The organism is Syntrophotalea acetylenica, from assembly GCF_001888165.1.
Taxonomy (GTDB): Bacteria; Desulfobacterota; Desulfuromonadia; order Desulfuromonadales; family Syntrophotaleaceae; genus Syntrophotalea; species Syntrophotalea acetylenica.
In genome coordinates this window covers 1,716,554-1,740,267 of record NZ_CP015455.1, presented here as the reverse complement: position 1 = coordinate 1,740,267, position 23,714 = coordinate 1,716,554, and the positions used below count along the sequence as shown (strand labels likewise).

The following is a 23,714-nucleotide window of genomic DNA, read 5'->3' as shown; positions in this document are numbered from 1 at the left end:
CGTCCGCCAGGCCTTTTATTAATAAATCCGGTACATTCCATTACGCCATACCCCAAAACGGGGCTGAAAATAAAAAAAGGCATAGGGAAAACGTTCTTCCCTATGCCTGTCCCGATCGATTGAAGGATTATTTGTTAGGCAGCTTTGGCAGTCGGTGCCGCGGCGGCTTCAGCTTTCTGCGAGGTGCCGCGAACGAAGGCCCACCAGTAAACCACGCCGCAGAGAATGGCGCCGCCAACGATGTTGCCCAGGGTTACGATGATCAGGTTCTGGGTCCACAGGGTGGTCCAGTTGAGGGCGGTCAGGGCTTCGAGGGATTTGCCGGAAGCGGTGACGGCTGCCGTGGACGCTTTGGCGAAGATGCCGGCCGGAATGAAGTACATGTTGGCAACGCAGTGCTCAAACCCGGAGGTGACGAACGCCATGATGGGGAAGAAAATACCCAGAACTTTACCGGCGATGTCTTTGGCGGAGATTGCCATCATGACGGCGAGGCATACCAGCCAGTTACAGCCAATGGCGCGCCAGAAGTACATGGCCGTGTGAGCATCGGCACCCGCTGTAACCTTGCCGTAGGCAATGTTGATCGCGGTAGCGCCGACTGCGCCGTCCAGCAGGCCGCTGCCCATGGCGATCATCCATGCCAGGGCAATGGAGCCGACGAGGTTGCCGGCATAAACGATGATCCAGTTGCGCAGCAGCTGTGCCAGGGTGATGTCCTTGTTGCACAGGGCGATGGTCATCATGTTGTTGCCGGTGAAGAGTTCCGAACCCGGAATCACGACCAGCATAAGTCCTACGCTGAAGACCGCGCCAATGAAGAATTTCTGCAGACCGAAGATGCCCCATTCGCCGGTAGCGACAGTCGTGGCGAGGTGTGCTGCAAACCCGATGAAGACCCCTGCGAGAATACCCAGCACGAAAAGTTTGATGGCGGTGTTGGTTGCCTTGGCTTTGCCAATGGCGATAAAGGATTTGCTAAGTTCCGCAGGCGGTACGAAGTTAGACATTGTTCCCCTCCTCATGAGATGTGTTTGTATCGATCAGGCCCAAGAATAATGGGATTTCAGCAGGTTTTAAACTTTTTTGAAAAAATGTTTTAATCCTGTCTGAAGCTGCGCGCAGAACACCCCTCCAACCAGTTCAAAAATCCGGCAGCGTTACCCCAACCCAAATGGTTATTTGTGACAAAAACGAATCTTGAAAATTCACAGCAAAAGCGTCGGCAGTATAGAGTTGAAAAAACCCGACTGTCAACCCAAAATTGCTGCAGATCGTGACTTTTCCCTATACTTAGGAAAACTGTGATGGTAGCATTAGAATGCCTTTTTAGTCCTCCGCCTGGGTCGTAGTGCACCACGGATTTTGTGGAAGCGGTGACGGGCATTTTTTCTGGTCTCAATGTGTCGCAGTTGCACGACACTTACGAATTGAGGCCCATAATGCCGGTCAATGTTTGCATGTTCACATAGGGGGTGGTATAGTCAGGTCTCGCGATATGAAGATTTACTTTCTTGTTATTCGAGCCAGGCCGGTTCCCGGCAATCCGAATTATCGCGTAGTGCCGGGAGTCAGCGCCAGGTTCTGGGTCATGGAGCAGAGTTCATCAGGGGCTCTGCATCGTGCTCTGTATTTTCTGAAATGCAAGGGTTATGTTGCCATCGGTGTCGAACAGCCGGCAATTCCTGCCGGCGCGGCCATGCATGCCTGGTCTGAAAACGAGATGGCGGGATACCAGCGGGCGAGGAATTTTGGGATTTCGATGTTTTTGACCTGACTGCTGGCTGTCGATGGGGCGAACAGTAATAAAAAATTATTTTGTTCCCATTTGTAACATATTGAAAACATTGATAAAAAAACAGGCTTTTCAGGCCGCAAAAAAAAATTGCCGCTTTGCAAAATTTCTGTTGATTTTGTTGTAAAAAGGAGTATTTTTTGGCCGTCTGTCACAGGGACAGACGATTTTCAAGTACAACATTCACGGGGTTTAGGAGATTTGTCATGATGAAGAAAGTTGTTGTGTTTCTTTGCGTCCTTCTTATGGCTGGTATGACGGTTGCCTGTCAGAAAAAAGAAGAAGCTCCCGCTGCCGTTGAGCAGGCCCAGGAAGTTGCTCCGGCTATGGATCAGGCTGTTGAAGAAGCTGCCGAGACCGCTGAAGCCGTGGTCGACGAAGCTGCTGAAGCCGTTGCCGACGAAGCTGCTGAAGCTACCGAAGCCGCTGCCGATGCCATGGCCGAAGAGAAGCCCGCTGCCGAGTAATTCGGACGGATGGCTTCCCTGGTCGGTGCATACGCACTGCTCCGCAGGAAACCAGCACCATAAAAAAGCCTCCATGTGCTTGTCACATGGAGGCTTTTTTCTTGAGAAGAGATTTTCGTTTTGGCTGCACCAACAAGCTGTATGTCTGTCAAATCCCATCAAAAACTGGTGTGTATCCAACCGTTTGTCTGGTGCGAGATTCACGCCGATGGTTCGGTCTTTGCCTGCTGCCCATCCTGGGTGAATGTCCCCCTGGGCAATCTTCTCCGGGATTCTTTCGATTATATCTGGAACGGCCCGGTTGCCATGCGTCTGCGTCAATCCGTTCTGGACGGGAGTTTTTCCCTGTGCGACCAGGTGCGCTGCCCCCGCCTGGCAGGACGGCAGGCTCCTGTGATGCCGCAGGATGCGGTACCGTTGCCATATCTTCGGGAGGTCTTGCGTCGGAACGACCTGCATTTGCCTTTTGGGCCTCGTCAGCTCAATCTCTGTTACGATGCGCGTTGCAATCTTGCCTGTCCCAGTTGTCGAAAGGGGTTGGTTCGGGTCGGCGGGCGCTACCTGGGGCGCATTCGGCAGATAGAAGTCCGCCTGAAGCAAGCCTTCGGACCGAGCGTAGAGGAAATAACCGTGAGCGGTTACGGGGACCCCTTCGGGAGCCCATCCTACCTGGCCTTTCTGCAAAATCTGGATACTTCCGATTTCCCCCGACTGCATACGCTCCGACTGCATACCAACGCGCAACTCTGGGATGCGTCTGCATGGGAGGGGCTGGGTTTGGCCCGAGCCCTGATTCGTTCGGCGGAAATCTCCGTCGATGCCGCCAGCGCACCAACTTATGCGGAGAATCGTCGCGGCGGTGATTTTGGTTGTCTGTTACACAACCTGGCTTTCATAGCAACGCTTGGCTTGCGGATTCGGCTGAGTTTCGTGGTGCAGCGGAACAATTTCCGCCAAATGCCGGCCTTCGCAGCGCTGGCCAAAGACTTCGGTTTCTCGGCCTATTTCAGCCAGTTGTCTGACTGGGGGACTTTTTCAGGGGAGGACTACAGACATCGGGCCGTTCACAATCCCGGGCACACCGAGCATGAGGCTTTCAAGGACATTGCGCGACGCTTGGTGGGTGTGCCGGGGGTGGACCTGGGAAATTTGCTGCCGTTGCTGGCCGATGCGCAGGCCTGAAACGGTGCCGATGTCAGCAGTGTGCAAGGTACTCTATTTTTGCGGTTCGCTATGCGCTGTTTGCATTCTGGTCAGATATAGCGGATGTTTACTTCCTTGAGATACTTTTTTTGCAGTACACGCGCCAGGCGCTTGGCTATGTTGCGGCGGATCTCCAGGTCTTCCGGGTGGCGCGGGGACTGGTGCGCCTCGTTGATTTTGGTGCCGATCACAAACTGGATGCTGTCGCTGTCACGCAGAAGGTTGGTCAATTGGGCGGCACCGTTGCTTTCCTGGGGGCTTCGCCGCGTTCCAGATACTGGGCGGCGTGGGTCAAAGTCAGAATGCCTTCCGTAATCAGGTCGACGCCTTCCATGGTCGCCAGGGGAGGGATGCCTTTGGCGACCGTGGAGAGGTCCGTGTGGATCTCCCTGCCAAGCTCCCGCGCCACGATTTCCGCGGAGGTTCCTCCGCAAATGACCTTGTTGCCCCGGAATGCATTGAGGATCCAGGCATATTCCCGGTCGTAATTTTTGGAAAAGGGGGTCCTGTCAGCAGAATGGTGCGTCGCGGGGTGCGGAAGTAAAATACGGCGGCTGTCATGTCATCGCCGGGTTGGCGATTTTCCTCGAGACTTTTCGCCGTATCGACGATCTGTCGGGCCAGTTCCCGGGCGGATATGGAAGGATTCCCGCGCACCAGATCGATCACATGTGAAGCGCATCCCTGGCGGCGCCAGCCGAGTTTGTGCTGGTCGGACCCAAGGCCTGCCTGGCTGATGCCGTCGGACATGAAAATCAGCCGGTCCTGAGGTTTTACATCGACTTCATAAATCCGCATTTTACGGTTTTCATGACGCGGCGACCATACTTCCTTGAAGGCCGGGTCCAGGAGTTTGCCGTTGCGGATCAGGATAAAGGGCGGATTGTCCATCTCGATGATCCGTACGGTTTCGCCGGGTATGTAATCGATGATGGAAAAGGTGGCGTAACTGATTTTGCGTTTCTGGCAGATGGGCAGGGCGTCCATCATGGTTTCGGCGGAGGGAATGAGTGCCTGGTTGCTGCCGATGAATTTCAGGGCCATGGACGCCGTCATGTTGGAAAGGATGCCGGCCTTGACCCCGTGTCCCAGTCCGTCGGACAGCACCGCGATAATGCGATTGAAGCCCGGCGTTTTCTCCATCATGAAGCAGTCGCCGCAGATATCCTCGCCGACGCAGTTATATTGAAACGATTCTATTTCCACGAACAGTGAGTTGTTCATCGCTGCTTACCTGTCCTCTTCGCGGAGTTCTTCGTCCACCACCGGGCGGGCCGGAGCGAAGCCTTCCGCCAGCGAACGCAGGAGAATCTCCGTCTCCGCCATGTTTTCTCCGAGTTTGCAGGCGATTTCCTGAACCGTCTTGAGGTTTTTATGGATGACTTCCCGAGCCCGGCGGGCAATCATCTCCCGCGGCATTTCGTGCGCCGTAATATCGCTGATGACGCCGCCGGTGACATGCCCCGGTTCAATGGGGAAGATGTTGATCTGGAAGATGCGATCTTCAACATGCAGGGCATCGTGCTGCAGAGTCGCGCCGCTGTCCAGGGCTTGTCGAAAAAGCTGGGGAAAGGGCAGGATGTGTTCCAGTACCGCGCCCTTGAGTCCCGGGCAGTAATCATAGGTTTCCGCCAGGTCTTTGCTGAACAGTTCGGCGAACTGCCGGTTGCAGTCCACCACCCGCAGATCCTTGTCTACCAGGACAATGGCCGAAGGAATGCAATGCAGCAGCGCATTGGCCTTGCGCTGCGCCTGACGCCGCAGGTAGGACAGGCACATGGATACTTCAGCGTGTCCCGAGAGAATGGCGTGAGCGAATTCCCGGCAGGTTTCGTACCCGCATCCTCCGCAATTGAGTTCGTCCTCGGTTTTTTCCTTGTCGATCAGACGCAGGGCCTGGTGGATCTCCTGATCGCTGTAGTGCTGTGTCTGCAGGGGTTGGTCGAAAATGGTTTCCATGATGTCGCGTCGCGGCATCCGCTGCAGTGGCGCGGCCGGCACTTCGGCGCGGGCAATGATTTCCTGCCACTGATCCAGATTGCCTTCCCGCATCTGGGCGCAGGGCCCGTTGATGCAGCCCCCGCGGCAGGCCAGCAGTTCCATGAACAGCGGTTGCGGCAGGGTCTTGGGCTTGAATCCCGACAACACGTGGCGGATGCCGTTGATGCCAGCGACCGTAATGCAGCGCACATTATCGCAGTCGCCATGCAGGCGTATGGTCTCGATCATGCCTCCTTCCACGGGGTAGAGGGCGCCTTCCTGGGCGTTTTGGGGGACAAAACAGTCTTCGCCGCCGGGACGCAGTGCGGCCGGGTCGATGTGTTCGTCGAGCAGCCACTGGCGCAGATCGGCAAAGGTGATGGCCGCATCCAGCAGTTCCGGATGCCGGTCAGCTTCATTTTTCTTTGCGCCGCAGGGTCCGATAAAGACAATGCTCGCGTCGTGGCCGAAATGTTCCCGCAACATGGTACAGTGCGACAGCAGGGGGGAATATACCCTGGTTATCGAATCCGAGAGTTCGGGCAGGTATTTCTGGATAAATGTCACCGCTGCCGGGCAGGCGGAGGAAAGATAGAGACGATTTTCGCCCTTGGCCAGTTCCGTGGCCACCAGGGCCGACACTTCCTGGGCGCCGAGGGCAGTCTCGCTTACGCCGGCAAAGCCAAGTTTGCGCAACGCCGCGATGATGTGGGTCGAAGGGATGTCGGGAAACTCGCTGACGAAGGAAGGGGCGATGGAGGCGAAAACCCGCGCGCCGGATCGAACCAGATGGCGGATCTGGTCGAGGTCGTTACGTACCCGCTTGGCATTGGCGGGACAAACCCGGACGCAGGTTCCGCAGCTGACGCATTTTTCCGGAACGATACGGGCTTGCCCATCGGCGACCTTGATAGCTTTGACCGGGCAGTACCTGACGCATTTGGAGCAGTCCTGGCACTCTGTTTCCTGGGTGAAAATGGCCGGTTGAAGAGACGGGTTCTGATTCATGTAAAGACCTTTTCAGATTTTGTGCCGACAGGGACGGAGTTTTGGAGGTCTTTTTCGCAGGTTGGCGACGGGCGGATTGCAAGCCTGCAGCAGAGCTGGGCGATTACGACCCGGCCGGCGTGGATCCGTCATCGCCGAGCAGCTGTTCCTCCAGGATTTTGATAAGATCCGCCTTGTTGGCATGGAAAAACACTTTGTCGTCGATCTTGAGGATGGGGCCGCGATCACAACTGTCTTCGCAGCGCGCGCCGCGCAAATCGATCTGATGTTCCATTTTGTGTTCCGCGATAAAAGTTTCGATGATTTCAAGATTTCGATCGTTGCCGCGGCTGAAGCAGGAGCTTCCCATGCAGATGACTATTTGTTTTTTCATGCGGATATTCTCCTCAAATCATGCAGATTGTCCCTCACCTGCCGCTCGCCGGACCGGATCCCTCCCCCAGGGATGCAGCCCGTTTATTCATCGGATGCCGTGCGGCCACAGTCGGGTAATTCCAAGCCTGCATCGAAGGCGGTTCGTTCAGTAAAGGATGATTTAGCGCTTTGTGGCAGGCTTGATCAGCCCGAAACATAGCATTTTCGATTCATTATACGGGAAAGTTTCTTATGAATAAAACAATTTGAAACAGAGAAAAACATTAAATGTGGTTTATGGCATAGCCTCGTATCGTCGGGTTTTGTCGCGCCGGCGACGGGAGGTTTCAGATCATGGGCGCAAATGTGGCGTGGCTGGCCGGGGCCGGCATGGCAGCCTCCAGGATGCGATTTCGGCCGGAAACCCGTTGCCGGATGTGGAAATCAGGGAAAAATCTGGACAGCGCCGCAATCCTGTGTTATAGATGCCCAACTTTGAGAAAGAGGTGGATGCAGGCCCGGAACATGAGCCGGAGCCGCAGGGGGTCTGCCTTTTTCGCACGTTTCATACCGCCTGGATCCATTGGACCGGGACGGAAGGCAGTTGTACCACCGGGAGCGGTATTCGTATGTCTCCTGCAGGCACAGGTCTTTCGGACGGCGTCCGAAAGGCTTTTTTTTTGGCCGGGATCCGAACAACACGTCATGGAGAAGAGCCATGCAGAAACGTAAAACGGTTCTCGATATCCAGCGCATGAAGGCCGAGGGGGAAAAGATCGCCATGCTTACCGCCTACGACTATCCCTTTGCGCGACTGATGGACCTGGAGGGGGTCGACATGGTGCTGGTGGGCGATTCCGTCGGGGTGGCGGTTGCCGGTTACGAGCATACCCTGCCGGTGACCATGGAGGAAATGATCTATCATTGCCGCGCCGTGGCGCGCGGGTTAGGGCAGGGCTTTCTGGTGGCAGATATGCCCTTTTTGTCCTACCAGGTCGACCTGCGCGAAGCGCGCCTCAATGCCGGACGCCTGGTCAAGGAAGGGGGCGCCCAGGCTGTCAAGATCGAAGGCGGGGAGCATGTCGCCGACATCGTACGGGCTATCGTCAATATGGACATCCCGGTGGTTGGGCATGTCGGGCTCACTCCCCAGTCGATCCATCGCATGGGCGGCTATCGGGTGCAGGGCAAGCAGGATCAGCAGGCCCGCCAACTGCTGAATGACGCGCGTGCCGTGCAGCAAGCCGGTGCTTTCGCTGTCGTTCTCGAAGGCATACCAGCGGCGCTCGCCGCCCAGATTACCGCAACCCTCGACATCCCGACCATTGGTATCGGCGCGGGTGCTGCCTGTGACGGCCAGGTGCTGGTGATTCACGATATCCTCGGTCTGTGTGAAAAGTATTCCCCGCGATTCGTCAAGCGCTATGCCGATGCCGCCACTTTGATCCGGCAGGGGGTCAGAAGTTATATCGACGAAGTGAAGCAGGGCGTGTTTCCCGGCCCTGAACACAGTTTTTCCTGAAACGAGGATGTGCTGAGCTGTTATGGAAATTATCTATGATATCAAAGTGGTTCAGAGCCGCTGCGAAGAAGTCCGCAGGAGCGGAAAGCGCATTGCGTTTGTGCCAACCATGGGGTGTCTGCATGAAGGCCACCTGTCGCTGATGCGGGAGGGCCGCGAACGGGGCGACCTGCTGGTGGCTTCTATCTTTGTCAATCCCACCCAGTTCGGACCCAAGGAAGATTTCGCCGCCTATCCCCGGGATCTCGAGCGCGACGCCGAACTGGCACGGCAGGCCGGTGTCGATATTCTCTTGCATCCGACTGTAGAGGGTATGTATCCCGGCGGCTTTGCAACCTATGTCAACGTCGAGGGACTGACCAAAACCCTCTGCGGGGAGAGCCGCCCGGGGCACTTTCGCGGGGTGACAACGGTGGTCTGCAAGCTGTTTAATATTGTCCAGCCCCATGTCGCCCTGTTCGGTCGCAAGGATTTCCAGCAGTTGACCGTGCTGCGCCGCATGGTTGCGGATCTCAACATGCCCATCGAGATCCTCGGCATGCCGACGGTGCGCGAGCCGGACGGGCTGGCCATGAGTTCGCGCAATATCTATCTGTCCCCTGCTGAACGCCGGCAGGCTCTGGCCCTGATCGATGCCATGCGCCAGGCCGGCGTGGCCGCTCGCCACGGGGAGCAGCATGTCCGGCGCCTGGTGGGACTGGTGCGCGAGCGTATCGGACGGGAGCCGGATGCCCGCATCGATTACATAAAAATCTGCGACGGCGACACCCTGGAAAGTGTCGAACGCGTGGATACCAACTCTGTCCTGTTGCTGGCTGTATATATCGGCCGCACACGACTGATCGACAACAACTACATCTTCGAGGAGGTTTGACATATCCTATGAAGCGGAAAATGCTCAAATCCAAAATCCATCGTGCTACCGTGACCGGTGCCGATCTCGACTATGAAGGCAGCATCACCATCGATTCCGAGCTGATGAAACAGGCCGATATCCTGCCGTACGAGGCGGTAGATATCTGGAATGTCACCTACGGAACCCGTTTTCAGACCTACGCCATCGAAGGACAACCGGGAAGCGGGGTGATCTGCATCAACGGCGCGGCTGCCCGCCTGGTCTCCCGGGGTGACAAGGTCATCATCGCCAGCTGGCTGGAGATCGATGCCGAAAAGGCCTCCCTGTACGAGCCGAAGCTGGTATTCGTCGATGACAGGAACGTCCCGACCTCCCAGAAAAGCGAAAGCCCGGGCCAGGGCAACCTGCGCAACGCCATCTGAGAGCCGCCGAATCCATGGCGGCCAACGCACCGACGATTTTTCTGGCGCGATATCTGCTGACCATGGTGGGGCCCTGTATCGAACACGGTGCTTTGCGGGTTGCAAAAGGGCGCATTGTCGAGGTCGGTCCGGCGGTCCTTCTTCTGAATGATGCCCAGGGCCTGCCAATCGTCGATTTCGGCGAGGCGGTGCTGATGCCGCCCATGGCCAACGCCCATACCCATCTGGAACTGACCCATGTTCCCCGGTGGGACGCGTCGGGAGAAACAGGGCGCGTCTGCGAATTCACCGATTGGCTGTTGAAGCTGATCGGCGTTTTGCGTGGCGTGCCGCTGGAGGAGTACAGATTTTCGCTTGCCGACGGCATGACTGCGGTCATGCGCTGCGGTACCGGAGCCGTCGGGGATATTCTGTCTCGCATTTCCGCGCGTGGTGTCTACCGCAAAAGCCCGCTGCGCGGGCGGCTGTTCCTGGAGGGTCTGGGGAATGATCGCGATCGTTGCCGTGCGAGCCTTGACATTCTCGAAAAGACGCTTCGGGAAGATGCTCCCGGTGCCATGGAGTACGGCCTTGCGCCCCATGCGCCCTATACCTTGTCGCGGGATTTTTTCCGGCAATTGTCGGACCTTGCGGCGCGGCTGTCTCTGCCTCAGTCGATGCATGTCGCCGAGTCCCCTGCGGAATCCGCCCTGTTAATGGACGGCTCGGGAGCCTTCGTGGAGCGACTCTATCCCCGGATAGGGTGGGGGAGGCGCATCCCGCCGGCCAGCGGCAAGACTCCGGTCGAATGGGCTTTGAGGGAGGGGATGCTGCATCCTGGCGATCTGCTTGTCCATGGAGTTCAGGTTTCGGCAAAGGATATCGATGCGATTGCGTCCCGCGGCCTGTACGTGGTGCTCTGTCCCCGCTCCAACGACCGTCTCGGGGTTGGCAAGGCGCCGGTTGGCGCCTACCGTGCCGCCGGTGTGCCGCTGCTATTGGGCACCGACAGCCTGGCCAGTTGCGACAGCCTCTCCTTATGGGATGAGGTGGCTTACGCGCGCCGTAATTTTGCGGGGCATCTCGACCCGCCTGCACTGCTGCGCATGGCGACCTTCGAGGGTGCCAGCGCTTTGGGGCTCGAAGGGGAAATGGGCGCGCTGGCTCCAGGTTACGGAGCGCATTTTCAGGTGCTTAAACCGTCGCGACTGCCCGGCATCGCGGAACTAAACACGTTTTTATGCGAACCCGGTCGCTCCGACGAGGTGCAAGCCCTCTACCTTGACGGCAAATCTTGCATTCCCGCAGCCGGCTCTTTATAATCTCTTTTCCCGAAACAACATCTGAAGGATACCAGCATGCTTCGCGCCTCGGTGCTCAAGCGTTTTTTGCGAAAGAAGCTTCGGCGTTATTTCTTTGCCGGCCTGCTGGTGATGGTGCCGGGTGGCCTGACCATCGTCGTGGTAAGGTGGATTGTCAGCCTGATGGATGGGCTGCTGGTGCGCAAGTTGCCTTACCGGTGGCAGCCGGAACAGCTTTTCGGGTTTCCCGTACCTGGCCTGGGTTTGGTGCTGACCTTTTTGCTTATTCTGCTGGCCGGCATTCTGGTAACCAATTATTTCGGGCACAAGCTGGTGCAGGCTTCGGAAAAGCTGGTTTGCCGGATTCCTCTGGTAAAGGGTATTTATACCCTGTTTAAACAGGTGGCCGACACGGTCCTCAGCAGCGACCGGCAGGGTTTTCGCAAGGTGGTGCTGATCGAATATCCCCGGCGGGGCATCTGGTCGATCGGATTCGTCACCGGCGTCAGCGAAGGCGAGCTGCAACGCATCACCGAGCGTCGGGTCATCAACGTGTTTGTACCCACCACGCCCAACCCGACCTCCGGATACTACGTGCTGATCCCCGAAGAAGATGCGAGGGTTCTGGCCATGTCGGTGGAGGAAGCTTTCAAGCTGATTGTCTCCGGCGGTATGGTGACGCCGCCTGACAGATTCAGGGGAGGGCCTGCCGCCGGCAGCAATGCGGGCACCTTTCCGCCCAATGGCGAAGTACCGTAACGGCAATCCGGCTGCAAAACGAGGATGTGCCCATCCGGAAACTACGGATGGACACAGCGTAGTTTTCATATGGGAAACGAACAATTTTTCGTTGTGGCAAGGAAATCAAGGGGTTGCGCGGAGGCGTACATCGGTACGCCGCACAAGCAAGCCTGCGGATTGACGCCGCCACGGCGGAAAAGGGCCGTTTCCGGATGAAAACGAGGATGCTGCCATGATGCAGGAAGAGGGCACCGTCATAGAGCTCAAGGGCTGCCATGTGGCCATGGTGTTGTGCCGCAAAAGTACCTTTTGCGCGAGCTGTGCCGCCATGGGGCTGTGCCAGCTTGGCGACGACGGCCGTTCCATGCTGGTGGAATCGCATAATGTGCTCGGCGCCGCGATTGGCGACAAGGTGCGCCTGGGGTGTCGTCCGGAGCAGTTTCTGCTGGCCTCGTTCCTGCTCTACGTTGTTCCCTTGCTGGCGCTGATCGGTGGCGCGGTGCTCGGTGAATGGCTCGGTACACGATATGCCCTGCAGATCGATCGCAACCTGCTGGCTGCGATTCTCGGCATAACATTCATGGTGGGCTCTTTTTTTACAATCCGCATCGGCAGTCGCGTTATACCCCGTGGCACCTTCATGCCGGAAATCACCGAAATACTTCCCGCCGAGGAGTGCGGCAGATAATACGATGGGCATTAAAATTATCGCAACCAACAAAAAGGCCTACCACGACTACTTCATTGACGAAGTTCTCGAAGCCGGCATGGTGCTGCTCGGCACCGAAGTCAAATCCCTACGGCTGGGCAAGGCCAATCTCAAGGACGCCTTCTGCCGGATCATGGGCGGGGAGCTGTATGTCAACAACCTGCACATCAGCCCCTACGAATTCGGCAATCGTGAAAATCCCGATCCGACCAGGGTACGCAAACTGCTGGTCCATCGTGCCGAACTCGACAAGTTGGCCCGCAAAGTCGACGAAAAGGGCCTGTCCCTGGTGCCCACCAAGCTCTATTTCAAAGACGGCAAGGTCAAACTCGAAATCGGCGTGGCCCGTGGCAAAAAACTGCACGACAAACGCGAAACCCTCAAAAGCAAGGAAGCCGATCGCGAAATGGCCCGCGCCATCCGCGACCGGCACTAAGCGCCTTGGCTTTTTCGTCCAGTCGTGCGATAATGGCTTTGCTGGGAAAACAAACGGATATTTTATCTGTTGAGTCCCGGTACTCAGCACTCAAAACATATTAAAATGGGGGTGACACGGTTTCGACGGGGATTGGAAGCGAAGGTGGCATGCCGGGGACGCCAGTTGGCCTCGATAAAAAACTGGCACAAATACAAACGCCGATACTGACGTTTCGTACGCACTGGCAGCTTAATTGCTGCCTCGTCTTGAGTTCCGATGCCTGCGCGGGGCTTAAAGACGTCAATTAAGTAGGCTAGCTTGAGCGAGTGTTTGCGGCGCAAGAGCGAAACTTAAGCGAACTCGCCTGATACACATCCTGTCGATGGGAGTTGTATCCGGTTAAATTCAAAACACCGACTACGCATGTAGAAGCCTTATGTGAAAGATTTTCGGACGCGGGTTCGATTCCCGCCACCTCCACCATTTACTTAATAACCTAATAAATACAATAGGTTATTCAACATTATAGAGCCGATTTCTTGTGGTTTACCACCGTTTTTACCACAGGAGATCGGCTTTATGTCTTTATCTCACCTTAGATGTCTCAACGGGTATTTCTACTTTCGTATCCGTGTTCCAAGTGATCTGTTGCATCATTTTGGATATCCTGAGATTCAAAAATCCCTAAAGACAACAAATGTTTCCCTGGCTAAGAGCAGAGGGAAGGTGCTTGCTTCGTCTGCTGAGTATCTGTTTGGTCAGATAAGGTCTGGTTTGCTTGATGACCATCAGGTAGTCCAACTAATAGAAAAAGTATTTCCGATCCGAAAGACAAGACTGGTTAAGGCTGAGAGGCCTAAATTGCTACAAGAGGGTATAGAAGCCTATGTGAAGGAACATGTTGTCCTTGGTAAGTGGACCGAGAAGACTAAACAGGAAGTTGAAAGTGCCTTATCACTTGCGCTTGAAATTCTTGGAAATCGTCCACTGAATACCATTGATCGTGGTGTAATGGTGGAGTATCTGAGTAAGCTGCAGAGATTGCCTGCGAATCTTAAAAAGAGTGGTGAATATCGGGATCTTTCTATTGCTACGGTGTTGGAGAAAGATATTCACCGGACGATGGGGCAGAGGACTGTTAACAAATATGTGGGGCGGGTAAGCTCACTGTTTATCTGGTGCATTAGACAGGAGTACATGCAGTGGAATCCTGCACAAGGTCTGACTACCCCTATAGAAGCCAAGGCTGAAGAAGAGCGCAAAGCCTATACAAAAGACGATCTTAAGAAACTTATACATTCCCTAGGAAAAGTTAAGAAAGAAGCTCCTGAGCGGTATTTTGTCCCGTTGATATCCATGTACAGTGGTGCACGGTTAAGTGAAATTTGTCAGCTTTATGTTAATGATATTAAACAGTTGGAAGATATCTGGTATTTTGATATCAATGATGATGCTGATAAGCGACTGAAGAACAGGGCTAGTAGAAGAGTGGTCCCGCTGCATCCGGAGCTGGTACGCTTAGGTTTATTAGACCATGTGGAGGAAATGAAGGCTGCTGGGATTCCTAGACTATGGATGACTTTAGGTAGCAAGCGTGATGGGTATGGACATGATTTCAGTAAGTGGTATCAGAGATTCAACCGCAAACATATCACCAAGGACCCTAAAAAAGTCTTCCATTCTTTCCGACATACCGTAGCTGATACCCTAAAGCAAAAAGGCGTACCTGAAGGTGTTATTGCAGAGATACTTGGGCATGCTAATGGGAGTATTACTACTGGTAGGTACGGTAAGAGATTTAGACCAGGTGTTTTGTTGGAGGCGTTGAAACATTTGGATTATTTCAAGGAGGGTATAAGTGTTTGAGTTTCAAAGGCTTGCTAAAGAAGATTATGAATTAATGGGCCGGTGTTTTTCCTGGACTACTGAAGATGCTCGGGTTTTGCTGACCTCTTTCGAGATGGAAGTGTCAGGTGTGTTTGGTGACTCTCAGGAGCATTATGAGTTTGATAGGCGAGCTAACCTTGAGACTCTTGAAGGCTTGGATAAGGTTTTTCACAAGACCTGGGAAAAGTGGTTTGAATTTTTATGGAAGTATATGGAAAGTGGTGATTTGCCCTATGCGAATGCCCTTAAGAAGGGTGAACTGAATGATCCGGCAGAGCCTGGTGCGACAGTTGATGAATATATGTGTAGATGCAACATAGTACCTTCTGAGCTGCTGGAGTGTATATCTAAAGCTGTTGGTGCTGGTGAACTGACTTTTGACCTTAAGACCTTTCAGGGCTTTTTAGCTGGTCATGCCAGTGCACCAGAGCGATATGTCAGGGTGGTGAAACAACCCATGGATAAAAAGGATATGGCTGCTGCTTTAGCTAGTGGGAGAAATGAATCATCCAAAGACGAAATACGAGAATATATTGCTAGTCAATGGGCTCAAGGATGCACTTGTTGGCATAATGTCATGAGGGAGCATGTCTGTTCTCATTTTCTGGATGCGACAGCCGGTGAAAAAAAAGAGAAGGTGTTAGGCCTGTCAATGCAAGTTTTGCTAAAGACTATCAGAGAGTTTTATATCGCTTCCGGTAAAGATGAATGGATCTATGACAAGGCCAAGCATGGTGGTGAGATAAACAGATGTCCTCTGCACATCCCTGCCAACGATTAACCCACCAGTACTCCTTTCCGTAATAAATCTTCAAAAAAATCAAAAAAATATCTTTAAAGAAGCCCCCTAAAGCGTTCCGGATGCCTTCCGGAACGCTTCTAACTACATGGATTTACGTATAAATCTATTCTATGTTTGCCTCACATTCTGATTGAGGAGGTGCATAGATGAGAGACCCGCCATGACATTGCTGGAGCATGTAGTTTTTGCGTAGGAATACTTTTTAGGAAATTAATACTAAACAATGGAGAAAGCAAAATGAATATTCAAAGCAATGTAGATTTCACGAATATGTCACAAGAAGAAATTATTGAACTGGCTAAAAAGCTGGAGAAGCTGGAAGAAGAGAACCGTGCGTATCGTCTTGCTGAAGAGCTTCGCCAGGAAGAAGAGGCCCTAAAGGAAGAACGGAAAAAAGAGAGTAAACGTTTTCTCCCTACCCGAAACACCCTGGTTCTTCGCCGGACTCCGAATCATGAAGTAATTGCTCCTACCCGCGATGTGTTGGATTACCTGAACGTGTATGACCTGAAGGCGCCTCTTACCGATGAAGGCAAGAAAACCAAGGTAAGCGAGGAAGAGCTTAAGACATATCAGGGTCTTGTGACTGAAGGAGTTCAAAATATCACGGTCGAAATGATTTCTGAAAGTGCTGCCATGAAGGATAAGAAGGAGGTTCCTTCAAGCACTGATGAAGAGGAGGAAGATTCAAGCACGATGGAGGAGCAAGATTAAGTGAAGTGGTTCTCGGCAGCCCCAGAGCATTAACTCTCTGGGGTTGTCTGCCTTAAGATACTAGGATGGATAGTTTGAAATGTGTTTTTTGAGGAAAGAAAGACCTGTGTAAAAACAACAGGTTATAAGGCATTTGTTTCAGTCTCTTTAGCTTGAAAAATGACTGCCTCAGACCTGTATCTATGCTGTTTTAGCGGGATAGAGGGCTATTGTTTCAGTTGTTCGGTTCCTTGGTTGCGTGAAGGCCTCTAAACACTTCCCACTGTTACCAAGGCCACAACCGCTATGAGAGGGAATTTTTGAGCATGTCTTATATGGATTGCCAATAGGATGTGCTCGGTGAATGGCCTGGTGAAGAGGATAAAGAGGCTCCACGTAATGACTATTTTCTACCCCAAGGGTCCATTTGGGTGAAGGTATATGATGGATGATAAGTCGCAATTGACCTGGGAAGAGGTCTCTGAAGAGGATGATGGCGATCCTGGTTATGAGAACTTTTCACGGATAGATTTTAACCTGTGGACTGATGACCCTAGTGTGCTTAGAGCCTCTGAGGATCTTGTATCAGGGTTGAAGGGACACAAAACGCTGAACCGTACTTGTATGATGGTTTTGTTGCTAAACCTCTATAGGTGCTGGCTGATGGATGAAACAAAGTGGCTTGCCTACATGAGGGGCAAAGATCGATATTGCCTGTGTCGGAAATATAATAAAAACGATATATCTTGGACTGGTTTGACAAGGAGTGTTGACCACCTGATATCACTCGACCACATAGAGCATAAGATAGGTTTTTATTTTCGTGGTGTCGTTGTCGAGAAGGGCAAGTGTTCCAGGGCTAGGTTACGTGGATCATTTGCAGACTTGCTAGAGAGTGAATATGGGTTTACGGATAGCGTGATAAGGAGACATCCTCAAGAGGAGGTTGTCATCCTCAAGGATACCGATAAGATCCCAATCGACTATAAGGACACAAACCATAATGATGCAGATGGTAAACGCAAATTCCTCAAGCGCTATAACGAGTTGTTGGAAGGCACCTATATAGACCTTGATGCAGGAGACTACAAGGCAAAGGAGTCTATGTGGGTAGACCTGTCGCGCAAGCATTGCTATCGGGTCTTCAATAACGGGAAGAAGACCCTTATCCATGGTGGACGTTTTTATGGAGGTTGGTGGCAAGGTATCCCAAGTGAGCTAAGGCTCAAGATAATTATCAATAATATGAAGGTTGTAGAATGTGATTATTCGGGCATTCATATCAACCTGCTGTACGCCAAAGAGGGGATCGACTTCAATTGCTTAGGGAAAGACGCTTATCAGTTGCCTGAGTATGATATCACCAGAGAATATCGAAACTTCTTTAAGGTTCTCCTTTTGGCAGCCCTCAATGCCAAAAATGATGGTTTAGCTAAGAAGGCTATAAACCGGAAATTCAATAAGACACCTTATAAGTTCCCATCCGAAAAGCCGAATTTGGATGAGGCTATCAAGCATTTCAAAAACTACCATAGCCCAATAGCACATCACTTCTTCAAAGGGGTAGGACATGCATTAATGAACACTGACGCAAAAATAGCGGAATATGTCCTAAGGAAGATGACAGAGCAAGACATACCAGTGCTATCAGTTCACGATAGTTTTATTTGCCCTAAGATCCATGAAGATAGCCTGATTTCATCTATGAGAGAGGCATTTTCCAGACATTGTGGTTTCAGCCTTGAGAGGGCAATCCGTTTTTACAGAGAAAGCGAGAGCCCCATAAAGAGGGCTCGACCTAGCAGGGTTCCAAGAGTCAATATCACATATGAGGAACACAGCACTAACGAAGCACTAGGAGTCTACTCTGACGACTTCATGGTTGACTTGACTAGCATAAATGACTCTAGGCTTGTTAACAGGATTATGAATTATGACCATAACGGAGAGATAGCTAAGTATGTATCTATACCTATAGAGAAGGAACCTGAAGTTCCTTCTATGAGGATTGTACCGAGAAGAGAGTTAATCGTTCATTAGGTAGGATTCTAGAGTGTGATTACCTATTGATTATTCTAGTGTGTGTACCTGCCTTGCTCTGGATTACTAGTACGAAAAGTTCGTAACATATTGAAAAATAAAGAAAAATGTCTCCCGTTTTGTATCTGGAGGTTTCGCTCGAAATTTTTGCGGGTCGGGCCGAACGGCGAGAAGCATTTTAGACGATCTGGATACACGGGATATGATGCTACAATTAGACCTTAGGCCAACTATCCATCATTCCCACTTAGGCTTCTTCCCACCATCATTTTGTCCATCGGGAAAGTCTAGAGATTAACAGTCCAAATTATATTTTATAGGCAAGATAAAATGAATAAATAATTATTCTGTCTTTTGCTTGACGAGCATTTCATTCTCGACTAGATTGAAATAGGTTAATTTTCTGGCCTTGTGGGAGGTGGGAATGATGCGCTTAGATGGTATACATCAATTTTGGGGAACTAGCCGTCTATACTAGCGTTATGCTAGCTGGCGGTTTTTTTTGTGCTCAACAGACTCCCAAGTGGAGAATTCAGGGATGTTTTTATGCCAAAACGAAGTAATGCATTTCAACAGGTCGTAACGCTTTTGCATAAACAGTTTAAGAATAATGGGATAATTACTGAATCAAAGTTCCTTTGCGATTCTATAACAGGGAAACTTCGTGAAGTAGACATTGTGATAGAGACAAAAGTTACTAACTATACGGTTTTTTTGAGTATTGAATGTATAGATCACAAAAGGCCTGCAACAGTTGAATGGGTTGAGAAAATGATAGGGAAACACCAAAACCTTCCAACAAGCAGACTTGTGCTTGTGTCTAAATCAGGGTTTACAAAAAACGCTGAGAAAAAGGCTCAAGCATATAACGCAGTGACATTATCACTTAAGGAGGCAGAGAGAACTTGTTGGCCTGACATTCTGACCATTGAAACATTGATTGCTAAATATGATGGTTTTCTCATGGTTTTCGAAGGTGAAGGAATTAAACTTCTCCCTCCATCTTCCAACTGGGTACTTTACGATAAAAATGAAGGAATTATGTTCCCCGTCAAAACCATTATCGAATTTTTGATTAAAAAACCAGAGATTGGTGAAAGTTTTTTACAACATATGGCAAGGGAGGGAAAAGACCAAAATAATTTTACTTTGGATTTTAATTTTCCACATCCTCTTTGTTGTAAAGGTTTTGACAATCAGGAATTAGAGGTTGTGGGACTCCGTGTATTGTTTTCGGCTAATAAAACAATTGTTCCAATCTTTCTTTCACAAGGAGAGATAGCTGAGTCATATGTTGCTTTCGGAGAGCCCACTGATAATAAGTCCCAACTTCAGGCTGCATTTATAAAAAAAGATAATCAAGAAATAGTTAGTGAAGTTAGGATAAAGGAAGATTCCGATTGGTTGAATCTTATAAAAGTTGGTGGTGATTCTGGGTTAAGCTAATTTAGGAGGTACTTATGAAAAGAGAGTCGGCTCTTTTGAAAAAACTAAAATTTTTGAAAATAAGTCTTGTTGTCTCTTGGATTTGTTATGGAATAATGGTCATTCTTGGTGTTTCGGAAGATAGTGGATTGATAAATTATGAGATACTTACTGTCGCCGCTATTGTCTTATGGTTAATTATTTTCATCATGGGTATCCTATTCATTTTTTCACTTGGAGGTCTTGCTGGAGATTTGAATAGAAGTGGCATTGTTTGGATTGGACTATCAATAATTACCGCACCTATTGGGCCAATAGTTGCATTTTCAATGATGAGAAATATTGTTAATACTGAGATACATAATACTCAAATGGGTGGATAATCAGATTTTATGGAAGGTTTAACTAATGTTAATATGATGTACCAAATAGGTATAAAGAGTACTGGTCTTGGTGTGTCTAAAATTGCCGATGCCTGTGTCTCGATAATTTATACCTTTATTCATTTAGTAATTACTTATCAGGTTTGTTATAAGTTTTGATCCTTAGAAAGGTAGCCAAGAATGCTACGTTTTGACAATGAGGTTGTCTCTGTTTTAGTCGGGAGTAACTAATAGCCTATATGGATTTCAAAATACCTTTGCGTAAAAATAGGACTGGTATGAGTGTGGGACTCCTACCTTATATTTGACTATTTCTACCCCGGGGTCACTTTTAAGGAGATGAGGCATTAAGCCTTGTCTCCTTTTTTCGTTTCAGGCAGCACTTAACATCAACATCATCAAAGAAAGGACACCACATGAGACATGAAGATGTCGATCTATTGGTAAAGCTAACAGCCGCAAGACGTAACACAATATGGGCTTCACAAGGTCAAAACTCATACCAGACACAAAGGCACATCGAGCACACCTTAATGCTTATCGAAGAAGCAATCAAAACCATCCAAACAAGATAATCCCTCCCGTCTAACTCCCAAGCACTCTCATGCAAAAACCAAATCCATCACGACGCCATACGTGCGTCTACTGTCCTATTTTAAAAAAGGAGTGTAATTGTGAATGTTTACGAGATTGTGACTAACAGAATTATGGAACTATTGGAACAAGGCGAGATTCCCTGGCGTAAGCCTTGGAAGTCATCAAGTGGTGCAAGAAACCTCATAAGCAAGCGTCCTTACAGAGGAATCAACCAATTCCTGCTCAACAGCAATCCCTACGGTTCTCCCTATTGGCTTACCTTCAAGCAAGCCCAAGAGAAGGGAGGTCATGTACGCAAAAGCGAGAAAGCTACCTTGGTAGTGTTCTGGAAATGGATTGATTTAAAGGAAACGGGAGGAGCAGAGAACGCTGATCTGGTTAGTGTTTCAGGTAAAGTGCCATTGCTTCGCTATTACAAGGTGTTCAACCTTGAACAAGTAGAAGGCATTAAGCCACCACCAGAAGAACAGGTAACCAACCTATTCACACCCATCCAACAAGCAGAGCAGATCCTTAATCACATGCCGCATAAACCGGATATCCGGTATGGCGGTGATAGAGCCTATTACTCACCTCTACTAGATTACATCCAACTACCTCCAAGAGAAGCATTCCTTTCACCAGAAGAATTCTATAGCACCGCATTTCACGAGCTTACACACGCAACAGGACATTCCGATAGGTTAACCCGTAAAGGAATTACAGAAGCAGCTTATTTCGGTAGTCACGAATATTCACGAGAGGAACTAGTAGCAGAGTTCGGAGCTTCGATGCTCTGTGCCCAAGCAGGCATCGAGCAACAGACTATCACTAACAGCGCAGCGTATATCCAGGGATGGTTACGTGTACTTAAGGGAGATAAGAGGCTGGCCATCGTTGCAGCAGGGCAAGCGCAAAGAGCAGTAGATTTCATCCTTAACAAGCCGATCAACGACCAGCAGCAGGAAGACTAACTCAAACATAGGAGAAAAGACCATGTTGAAGAGTATCAAGAACCTCACCAAAGCAGTAGTGGACATCACCGTTATCGCTGCCAAAGAGACCTGTCATCAGATCACCAGTGCCAATGATTGCTGTACCGATAAGACCCGACTTGTGGCCTGGAAGGCAGGGCTGATCCGCAAGAGTTATGAGGAGAGATTAGGGCTACGGAAGCGGAAGACTCTCATGATCGAATACATCCCGCAGGAGCAGGATAAGTAACAAGACATTTAAAAACAACGACACGCGAAAAAAGGGGCTAGGCCATAAGGGCTGATGCCCCTTTTCGCATTTTAAAGGAGGACATCATGCAAAAGATTCAACCAACCATTAGAACCATGACCTGGGAAGAAGCAAGTGAGTTCGGCTATCAGAACCAAGGACTCATGCTGGAACACAATAGTGTTGCCTATCGTCTGTCCTCAGGAACCAAAGACGATATCAGCGTCTATAAATCAGGGCCAGTGCTCTATGTGCTGACCCTAAACAGATGTCTGGATTATGTGGCTCTGGACTTTTACATGGGCCAGGAACAGGACGCTATAGATGGGATTTTCCTACAGGGAGCATGGGCCATTACGGAGTGTGTTGAGACTGACTGGAGAGCTTTATCACCGATAGAGCTTATCGCCAGGCTTACCAAGCTGTTCGCATAAGGAGAAATCATCATGACTATAGAGAAAACCCCTACTAATAAAACCAAAAGCATCCGTTTAAAGGTCATCAAGGCAACGTGGGAAACGCTGACCATTAAGGAGGCATTACCGGACTATCTGATTAACAACCGGAAAATATCGTCATCTAACGACGTTTACCAATTGTTCCGTTATTTGACCCTTGAAACCAAGGAACATTTTCTGGCTCTGCACCTGGACGCCAAGAACAAGATCATCTGTGTTGATCAGGTGTCCGTTGGGAGCCTAACAGCTTCGATAGTCCATCCTAGAGAAGTAATGAAATCCTGCATGTTGTCATCATGTGCAGGACTGGTGCTAGTGCATAACCACCCGAGTGAAGACCCATCGCCTTCACGAGAAGATATCGAGATTACCAAACGGATTAAGGAGTGTTGCGACCTGATGGGTATCCGTCTTTTGGACCATGTGGTTATCGGAGATAACGAGTATGTGTCTCTTGCTGATAGGGGGCTGTTATGAGCGTCTATAAGCGAGGAAAAGTCTTTTATATGAACTTTACCGTGAATGGTGTCCGTGTCTTTAGGTCTACTGGTATGACTACCAAACGAGAGGCTAAACGAGTAGAAGCCGCAGAGCGGCATAGGTTGTTAAAGGATTCCAGGCAATCACCGCAGGAGAAAACAGCTAACACACCTCTACTGGATGCTATCGAGGAAACCTATCAAGCCAAATGGAAATACGACAAAGATAGCCAGCGGTCCTATAGGAGAGCATGTAACCTGGCTGACCTGATAGGCAATGTTCCGCTAAAGGATATAGACGAAGGTGCAGTAGCACTACTCACACGGAAATTAGAGAGCAGGGACTCATCTGCAGCGACAATTAACAGATACCTTGCATGCCTCAAGACAATCCTCAAACACATGAAACAACAGACCGACTATATATCACTGAGGAAAGAGAGGAAGGGAAGAATACGTGTGCTGTCCAAAGAGGAAGAGCGGCAGGTTATAGGCCTTCTGCGCTATACGGACCATGCGCCAAGGAGAGCCTACTTCCATGAGATAGCGGACCTGGTAGAAGTGTTAGTCGATACGGGCATGCGCTTAGGAGAAGCACTGAGCCTCCGGTATGAGGATATCGACTTCAACAGCAACCTGATATCTATCTGGATAAACAAAGGAGATAGGCCAAGGTCAGTACCCATGACTAGCCGTGTGAAGAGTACCCTGGAAGCAAGACAAGAAAGCAATCAGGAAAAGCCATTCAGCATCAAAGCCCACCAGGCAGAGACAGCCTGGAGATGGGTAAGGAAAGAAATGAGAATGGAGTCAGATAGAGAACTCGTTATCCACTCCCTTCGTCATACCACGGCATCACGCATGGTGAATGCAGGAGTAGACCTGTATGTGGTCAAGGACATTCTAGGTCATGCATCCATAGCAACAACCCAGATATATGCCCACCTTGCACCTCATAAGCTAGCCCACGCAGTATCCGTCCTGGAATAAAA

At 50.6% G+C, this 23,714-nt stretch carries 26 protein-coding genes and 1 other RNA gene; 22 read left to right on the top strand and 5 right to left on the bottom strand.

Going from position 1 to position 23,714, the window contains the following annotated elements; genetic code table 11:
- Positions 1-134 precede the first annotated feature (134 nt).
- A complete protein-coding gene (locus A6070_RS08005; protein WP_072287818.1) occupies positions 135-1,010 on the bottom strand; it encodes a formate/nitrite transporter family protein in 876 nt (291 codons plus the stop codon).
- Positions 1,011-1,498: 488 nt separating this feature from the next.
- Between A6070_RS08005 and A6070_RS08000 the strand changes: the two genes are divergently transcribed.
- The 3 genes from A6070_RS08000 (at position 1,499) to A6070_RS07990 (ending at position 3,444) form a co-directional block, all read left to right on the top strand.
- The gene (locus A6070_RS08000; protein WP_072287817.1) at positions 1,499-1,777 is read left to right on the top strand and encodes a hypothetical protein; all 279 of its coding nucleotides are present in this window, start codon (positions 1,499-1,501) and stop codon (positions 1,775-1,777) included.
- Between the two features lie 224 nt (positions 1,778-2,001).
- Positions 2,002-2,262: a hypothetical protein gene (locus tag A6070_RS15565; RefSeq protein ID WP_158514042.1), complete on the top strand. Its 261-nt coding sequence runs from the start codon at positions 2,002-2,004 to the stop codon at positions 2,260-2,262.
- 141 nt (positions 2,263-2,403) lie between these two features.
- The gene (locus A6070_RS07990; RefSeq protein WP_072287816.1) at positions 2,404-3,444 is read left to right on the top strand and encodes a radical SAM/SPASM domain-containing protein; all 1,041 of its coding nucleotides are present in this window, start codon (positions 2,404-2,406) and stop codon (positions 3,442-3,444) included.
- Between the two features lie 71 nt (positions 3,445-3,515).
- On the opposite strand, the gene A6070_RS15795 is transcribed toward A6070_RS07990, so the two are convergent.
- The 4 genes from A6070_RS15795 to A6070_RS07975 all read right to left on the bottom strand — a co-directional run bounded on the left by A6070_RS15795 (position 3,516) and on the right by A6070_RS07975 (position 6,826).
- Positions 3,516-3,695 (bottom strand): hypothetical protein, encoded by a 180-nt coding sequence (locus tag A6070_RS15795; RefSeq protein ID WP_201787897.1) that lies wholly within the window; start codon positions 3,693-3,695, stop codon positions 3,516-3,518.
- Positions 3,696-3,780: 85 nt separating this feature from the next.
- Positions 3,781-4,689, bottom strand: coding sequence for a SpoIIE family protein phosphatase (locus A6070_RS07985; RefSeq protein WP_201787896.1), 909 nt, complete (start codon positions 4,687-4,689; stop codon positions 3,781-3,783).
- A gap of 6 nt (positions 4,690-4,695) precedes the next feature.
- Positions 4,696-6,453 (bottom strand): [Fe-Fe] hydrogenase large subunit C-terminal domain-containing protein, encoded by a 1,758-nt coding sequence (locus A6070_RS07980; RefSeq protein ID WP_072287814.1) that lies wholly within the window; start codon positions 6,451-6,453, stop codon positions 4,696-4,698.
- A gap of 103 nt (positions 6,454-6,556) precedes the next feature.
- Positions 6,557-6,826 carry a (2Fe-2S) ferredoxin domain-containing protein gene (locus A6070_RS07975; protein WP_072287813.1) on the bottom strand — a complete coding sequence of 90 codons (270 nt, stop codon included), beginning with the start codon at positions 6,824-6,826 and terminating at the stop codon, positions 6,557-6,559.
- Between the two features lie 699 nt (positions 6,827-7,525).
- Between A6070_RS07975 and panB the strand changes: the two genes are divergently transcribed.
- From panB to A6070_RS07880, 19 genes are all read left to right on the top strand, one after another.
- Positions 7,526-8,329 (top strand): 3-methyl-2-oxobutanoate hydroxymethyltransferase, encoded by an 804-nt coding sequence (gene panB / locus A6070_RS07970; RefSeq protein ID WP_072287812.1) that lies wholly within the window; start codon positions 7,526-7,528, stop codon positions 8,327-8,329.
- A 22-nt stretch (positions 8,330-8,351) separates the two neighbouring features.
- Positions 8,352-9,203, top strand: coding sequence for a pantoate--beta-alanine ligase (gene panC, locus A6070_RS07965; RefSeq protein WP_072287811.1), 852 nt, complete (start codon positions 8,352-8,354; stop codon positions 9,201-9,203).
- 8 nt (positions 9,204-9,211) lie between these two features.
- Positions 9,212-9,607 carry an aspartate 1-decarboxylase gene (panD, locus tag A6070_RS07960; protein ID WP_072287810.1) on the top strand — a complete coding sequence of 132 codons (396 nt, stop codon included), beginning with the start codon at positions 9,212-9,214 and terminating at the stop codon, positions 9,605-9,607.
- Positions 9,608-9,621: 14 nt separating this feature from the next.
- A complete protein-coding gene (locus tag A6070_RS07955; RefSeq protein ID WP_072287809.1) occupies positions 9,622-10,908 on the top strand; it encodes an amidohydrolase family protein in 1,287 nt (428 codons plus the stop codon).
- Between the two features lie 66 nt (positions 10,909-10,974).
- Positions 10,975-11,646, top strand: coding sequence for a DUF502 domain-containing protein (locus A6070_RS07950; protein WP_145926484.1), 672 nt, complete (start codon positions 10,975-10,977; stop codon positions 11,644-11,646).
- A gap of 214 nt (positions 11,647-11,860) precedes the next feature.
- Positions 11,861-12,316 carry a SoxR reducing system RseC family protein gene (locus A6070_RS07945; RefSeq protein WP_072287807.1) on the top strand — a complete coding sequence of 152 codons (456 nt, stop codon included), beginning with the start codon at positions 11,861-11,863 and terminating at the stop codon, positions 12,314-12,316.
- 4 nt (positions 12,317-12,320) lie between these two features.
- Positions 12,321-12,773: an SsrA-binding protein SmpB gene (smpB, locus tag A6070_RS07940; protein WP_072287806.1), complete on the top strand. Its 453-nt coding sequence runs from the start codon at positions 12,321-12,323 to the stop codon at positions 12,771-12,773.
- Between the two features lie 107 nt (positions 12,774-12,880).
- Positions 12,881-13,238, top strand: a transfer-messenger RNA (tmRNA) gene (gene ssrA / locus A6070_RS07935).
- A gap of 96 nt (positions 13,239-13,334) precedes the next feature.
- Complete coding sequence (locus A6070_RS07930) at positions 13,335-14,621, top strand: site-specific integrase (protein WP_072287805.1); 1,287 nt, start codon at positions 13,335-13,337, stop codon at positions 14,619-14,621.
- On the top strand, positions 14,614-15,423 hold the full coding sequence (locus A6070_RS07925) for a hypothetical protein (RefSeq protein ID WP_072287804.1): 810 nt from the start codon (positions 14,614-14,616) through the stop codon (positions 15,421-15,423). The genes A6070_RS07930 and A6070_RS07925 overlap by 8 nt, the downstream gene beginning before the upstream one ends.
- 258 nt (positions 15,424-15,681) lie before the next feature.
- On the top strand, positions 15,682-16,158 hold the full coding sequence (locus A6070_RS07920) for a hypothetical protein (RefSeq protein ID WP_072287803.1): 477 nt from the start codon (positions 15,682-15,684) through the stop codon (positions 16,156-16,158).
- A gap of 420 nt (positions 16,159-16,578) precedes the next feature.
- Entirely contained in the window at positions 16,579-18,177 is a 1,599-nt protein-coding gene (locus tag A6070_RS07915; protein ID WP_145926450.1) for a hypothetical protein, read from the top strand.
- Positions 18,178-18,723: 546 nt separating this feature from the next.
- Positions 18,724-19,623 carry a restriction endonuclease gene (locus tag A6070_RS07910; protein WP_072287801.1) on the top strand — a complete coding sequence of 300 codons (900 nt, stop codon included), beginning with the start codon at positions 18,724-18,726 and terminating at the stop codon, positions 19,621-19,623.
- Between the two features lie 14 nt (positions 19,624-19,637).
- Complete coding sequence (locus tag A6070_RS07905) at positions 19,638-19,985, top strand: hypothetical protein (protein WP_072287800.1); 348 nt, start codon at positions 19,638-19,640, stop codon at positions 19,983-19,985.
- 674 nt (positions 19,986-20,659) lie between these two features.
- A complete protein-coding gene (locus tag A6070_RS07900; protein ID WP_235605432.1) occupies positions 20,660-21,535 on the top strand; it encodes an ArdC family protein in 876 nt (291 codons plus the stop codon).
- 22 nt (positions 21,536-21,557) lie between these two features.
- Positions 21,558-21,785 carry a hypothetical protein gene (locus A6070_RS07895; RefSeq protein WP_072287799.1) on the top strand — a complete coding sequence of 76 codons (228 nt, stop codon included), beginning with the start codon at positions 21,558-21,560 and terminating at the stop codon, positions 21,783-21,785.
- Between the two features lie 86 nt (positions 21,786-21,871).
- Positions 21,872-22,219: a hypothetical protein gene (locus tag A6070_RS07890; RefSeq protein ID WP_072287798.1), complete on the top strand. Its 348-nt coding sequence runs from the start codon at positions 21,872-21,874 to the stop codon at positions 22,217-22,219.
- Between the two features lie 12 nt (positions 22,220-22,231).
- Positions 22,232-22,720, top strand: coding sequence for a JAB domain-containing protein (locus A6070_RS07885; protein ID WP_072287797.1), 489 nt, complete (start codon positions 22,232-22,234; stop codon positions 22,718-22,720).
- Positions 22,717-23,712, top strand: a complete 996-nt coding sequence (locus A6070_RS07880; RefSeq protein ID WP_072287796.1) for a tyrosine-type recombinase/integrase — start codon at positions 22,717-22,719, stop codon at positions 23,710-23,712. Before A6070_RS07885 ends, A6070_RS07880 begins: the two co-directional genes overlap by 4 nt.
- Positions 23,713-23,714 lie beyond the last annotated feature (2 nt).

Coding starts and splice junctions, on each gene's coding strand:
- A6070_RS08005 (WP_072287818.1), bottom strand. CDS start 1,010: ATGTCTAACTTCGTACCGCCTGCGGAACTTAGCAAATCCTTTATCGCC.
- A6070_RS08000 (WP_072287817.1), top strand. CDS start 1,499: ATGAAGATTTACTTTCTTGTTATTCGAGCCAGGCCGGTTCCCGGCAAT.
- A6070_RS15565 (WP_158514042.1), top strand. CDS start 2,002: ATGATGAAGAAAGTTGTTGTGTTTCTTTGCGTCCTTCTTATGGCTGGT.
- A6070_RS07990 (WP_072287816.1), top strand. CDS start 2,404: ATGTCTGTCAAATCCCATCAAAAACTGGTGTGTATCCAACCGTTTGTC.
- A6070_RS07985 (WP_201787896.1), bottom strand. CDS start 4,689: ATGAACAACTCACTGTTCGTGGAAATAGAATCGTTTCAATATAACTGC.
- A6070_RS07980 (WP_072287814.1), bottom strand. CDS start 6,453: ATGAATCAGAACCCGTCTCTTCAACCGGCCATTTTCACCCAGGAAACA.
- A6070_RS07975 (WP_072287813.1), bottom strand. CDS start 6,826: ATGAAAAAACAAATAGTCATCTGCATGGGAAGCTCCTGCTTCAGCCGC.
- panB (WP_072287812.1), top strand. CDS start 7,526: ATGCAGAAACGTAAAACGGTTCTCGATATCCAGCGCATGAAGGCCGAG.
- panC (WP_072287811.1), top strand. CDS start 8,352: ATGGAAATTATCTATGATATCAAAGTGGTTCAGAGCCGCTGCGAAGAA.
- panD (WP_072287810.1), top strand. CDS start 9,212: ATGAAGCGGAAAATGCTCAAATCCAAAATCCATCGTGCTACCGTGACC.
- A6070_RS07955 (WP_072287809.1), top strand. CDS start 9,622: ATGGCGGCCAACGCACCGACGATTTTTCTGGCGCGATATCTGCTGACC.
- A6070_RS07945 (WP_072287807.1), top strand. CDS start 11,861: ATGATGCAGGAAGAGGGCACCGTCATAGAGCTCAAGGGCTGCCATGTG.
- smpB (WP_072287806.1), top strand. CDS start 12,321: ATGGGCATTAAAATTATCGCAACCAACAAAAAGGCCTACCACGACTAC.
- A6070_RS07930 (WP_072287805.1), top strand. CDS start 13,335: ATGTCTTTATCTCACCTTAGATGTCTCAACGGGTATTTCTACTTTCGT.
- A6070_RS07920 (WP_072287803.1), top strand. CDS start 15,682: ATGAATATTCAAAGCAATGTAGATTTCACGAATATGTCACAAGAAGAA.
- A6070_RS07915 (WP_145926450.1), top strand. CDS start 16,579: ATGATGGATGATAAGTCGCAATTGACCTGGGAAGAGGTCTCTGAAGAG.
- A6070_RS07910 (WP_072287801.1), top strand. CDS start 18,724: ATGCCAAAACGAAGTAATGCATTTCAACAGGTCGTAACGCTTTTGCAT.
- A6070_RS07905 (WP_072287800.1), top strand. CDS start 19,638: ATGAAAAGAGAGTCGGCTCTTTTGAAAAAACTAAAATTTTTGAAAATA.
- A6070_RS07895 (WP_072287799.1), top strand. CDS start 21,558: ATGTTGAAGAGTATCAAGAACCTCACCAAAGCAGTAGTGGACATCACC.
- A6070_RS07890 (WP_072287798.1), top strand. CDS start 21,872: ATGCAAAAGATTCAACCAACCATTAGAACCATGACCTGGGAAGAAGCA.
- A6070_RS07885 (WP_072287797.1), top strand. CDS start 22,232: ATGACTATAGAGAAAACCCCTACTAATAAAACCAAAAGCATCCGTTTA.
- A6070_RS07880 (WP_072287796.1), top strand. CDS start 22,717: ATGAGCGTCTATAAGCGAGGAAAAGTCTTTTATATGAACTTTACCGTG.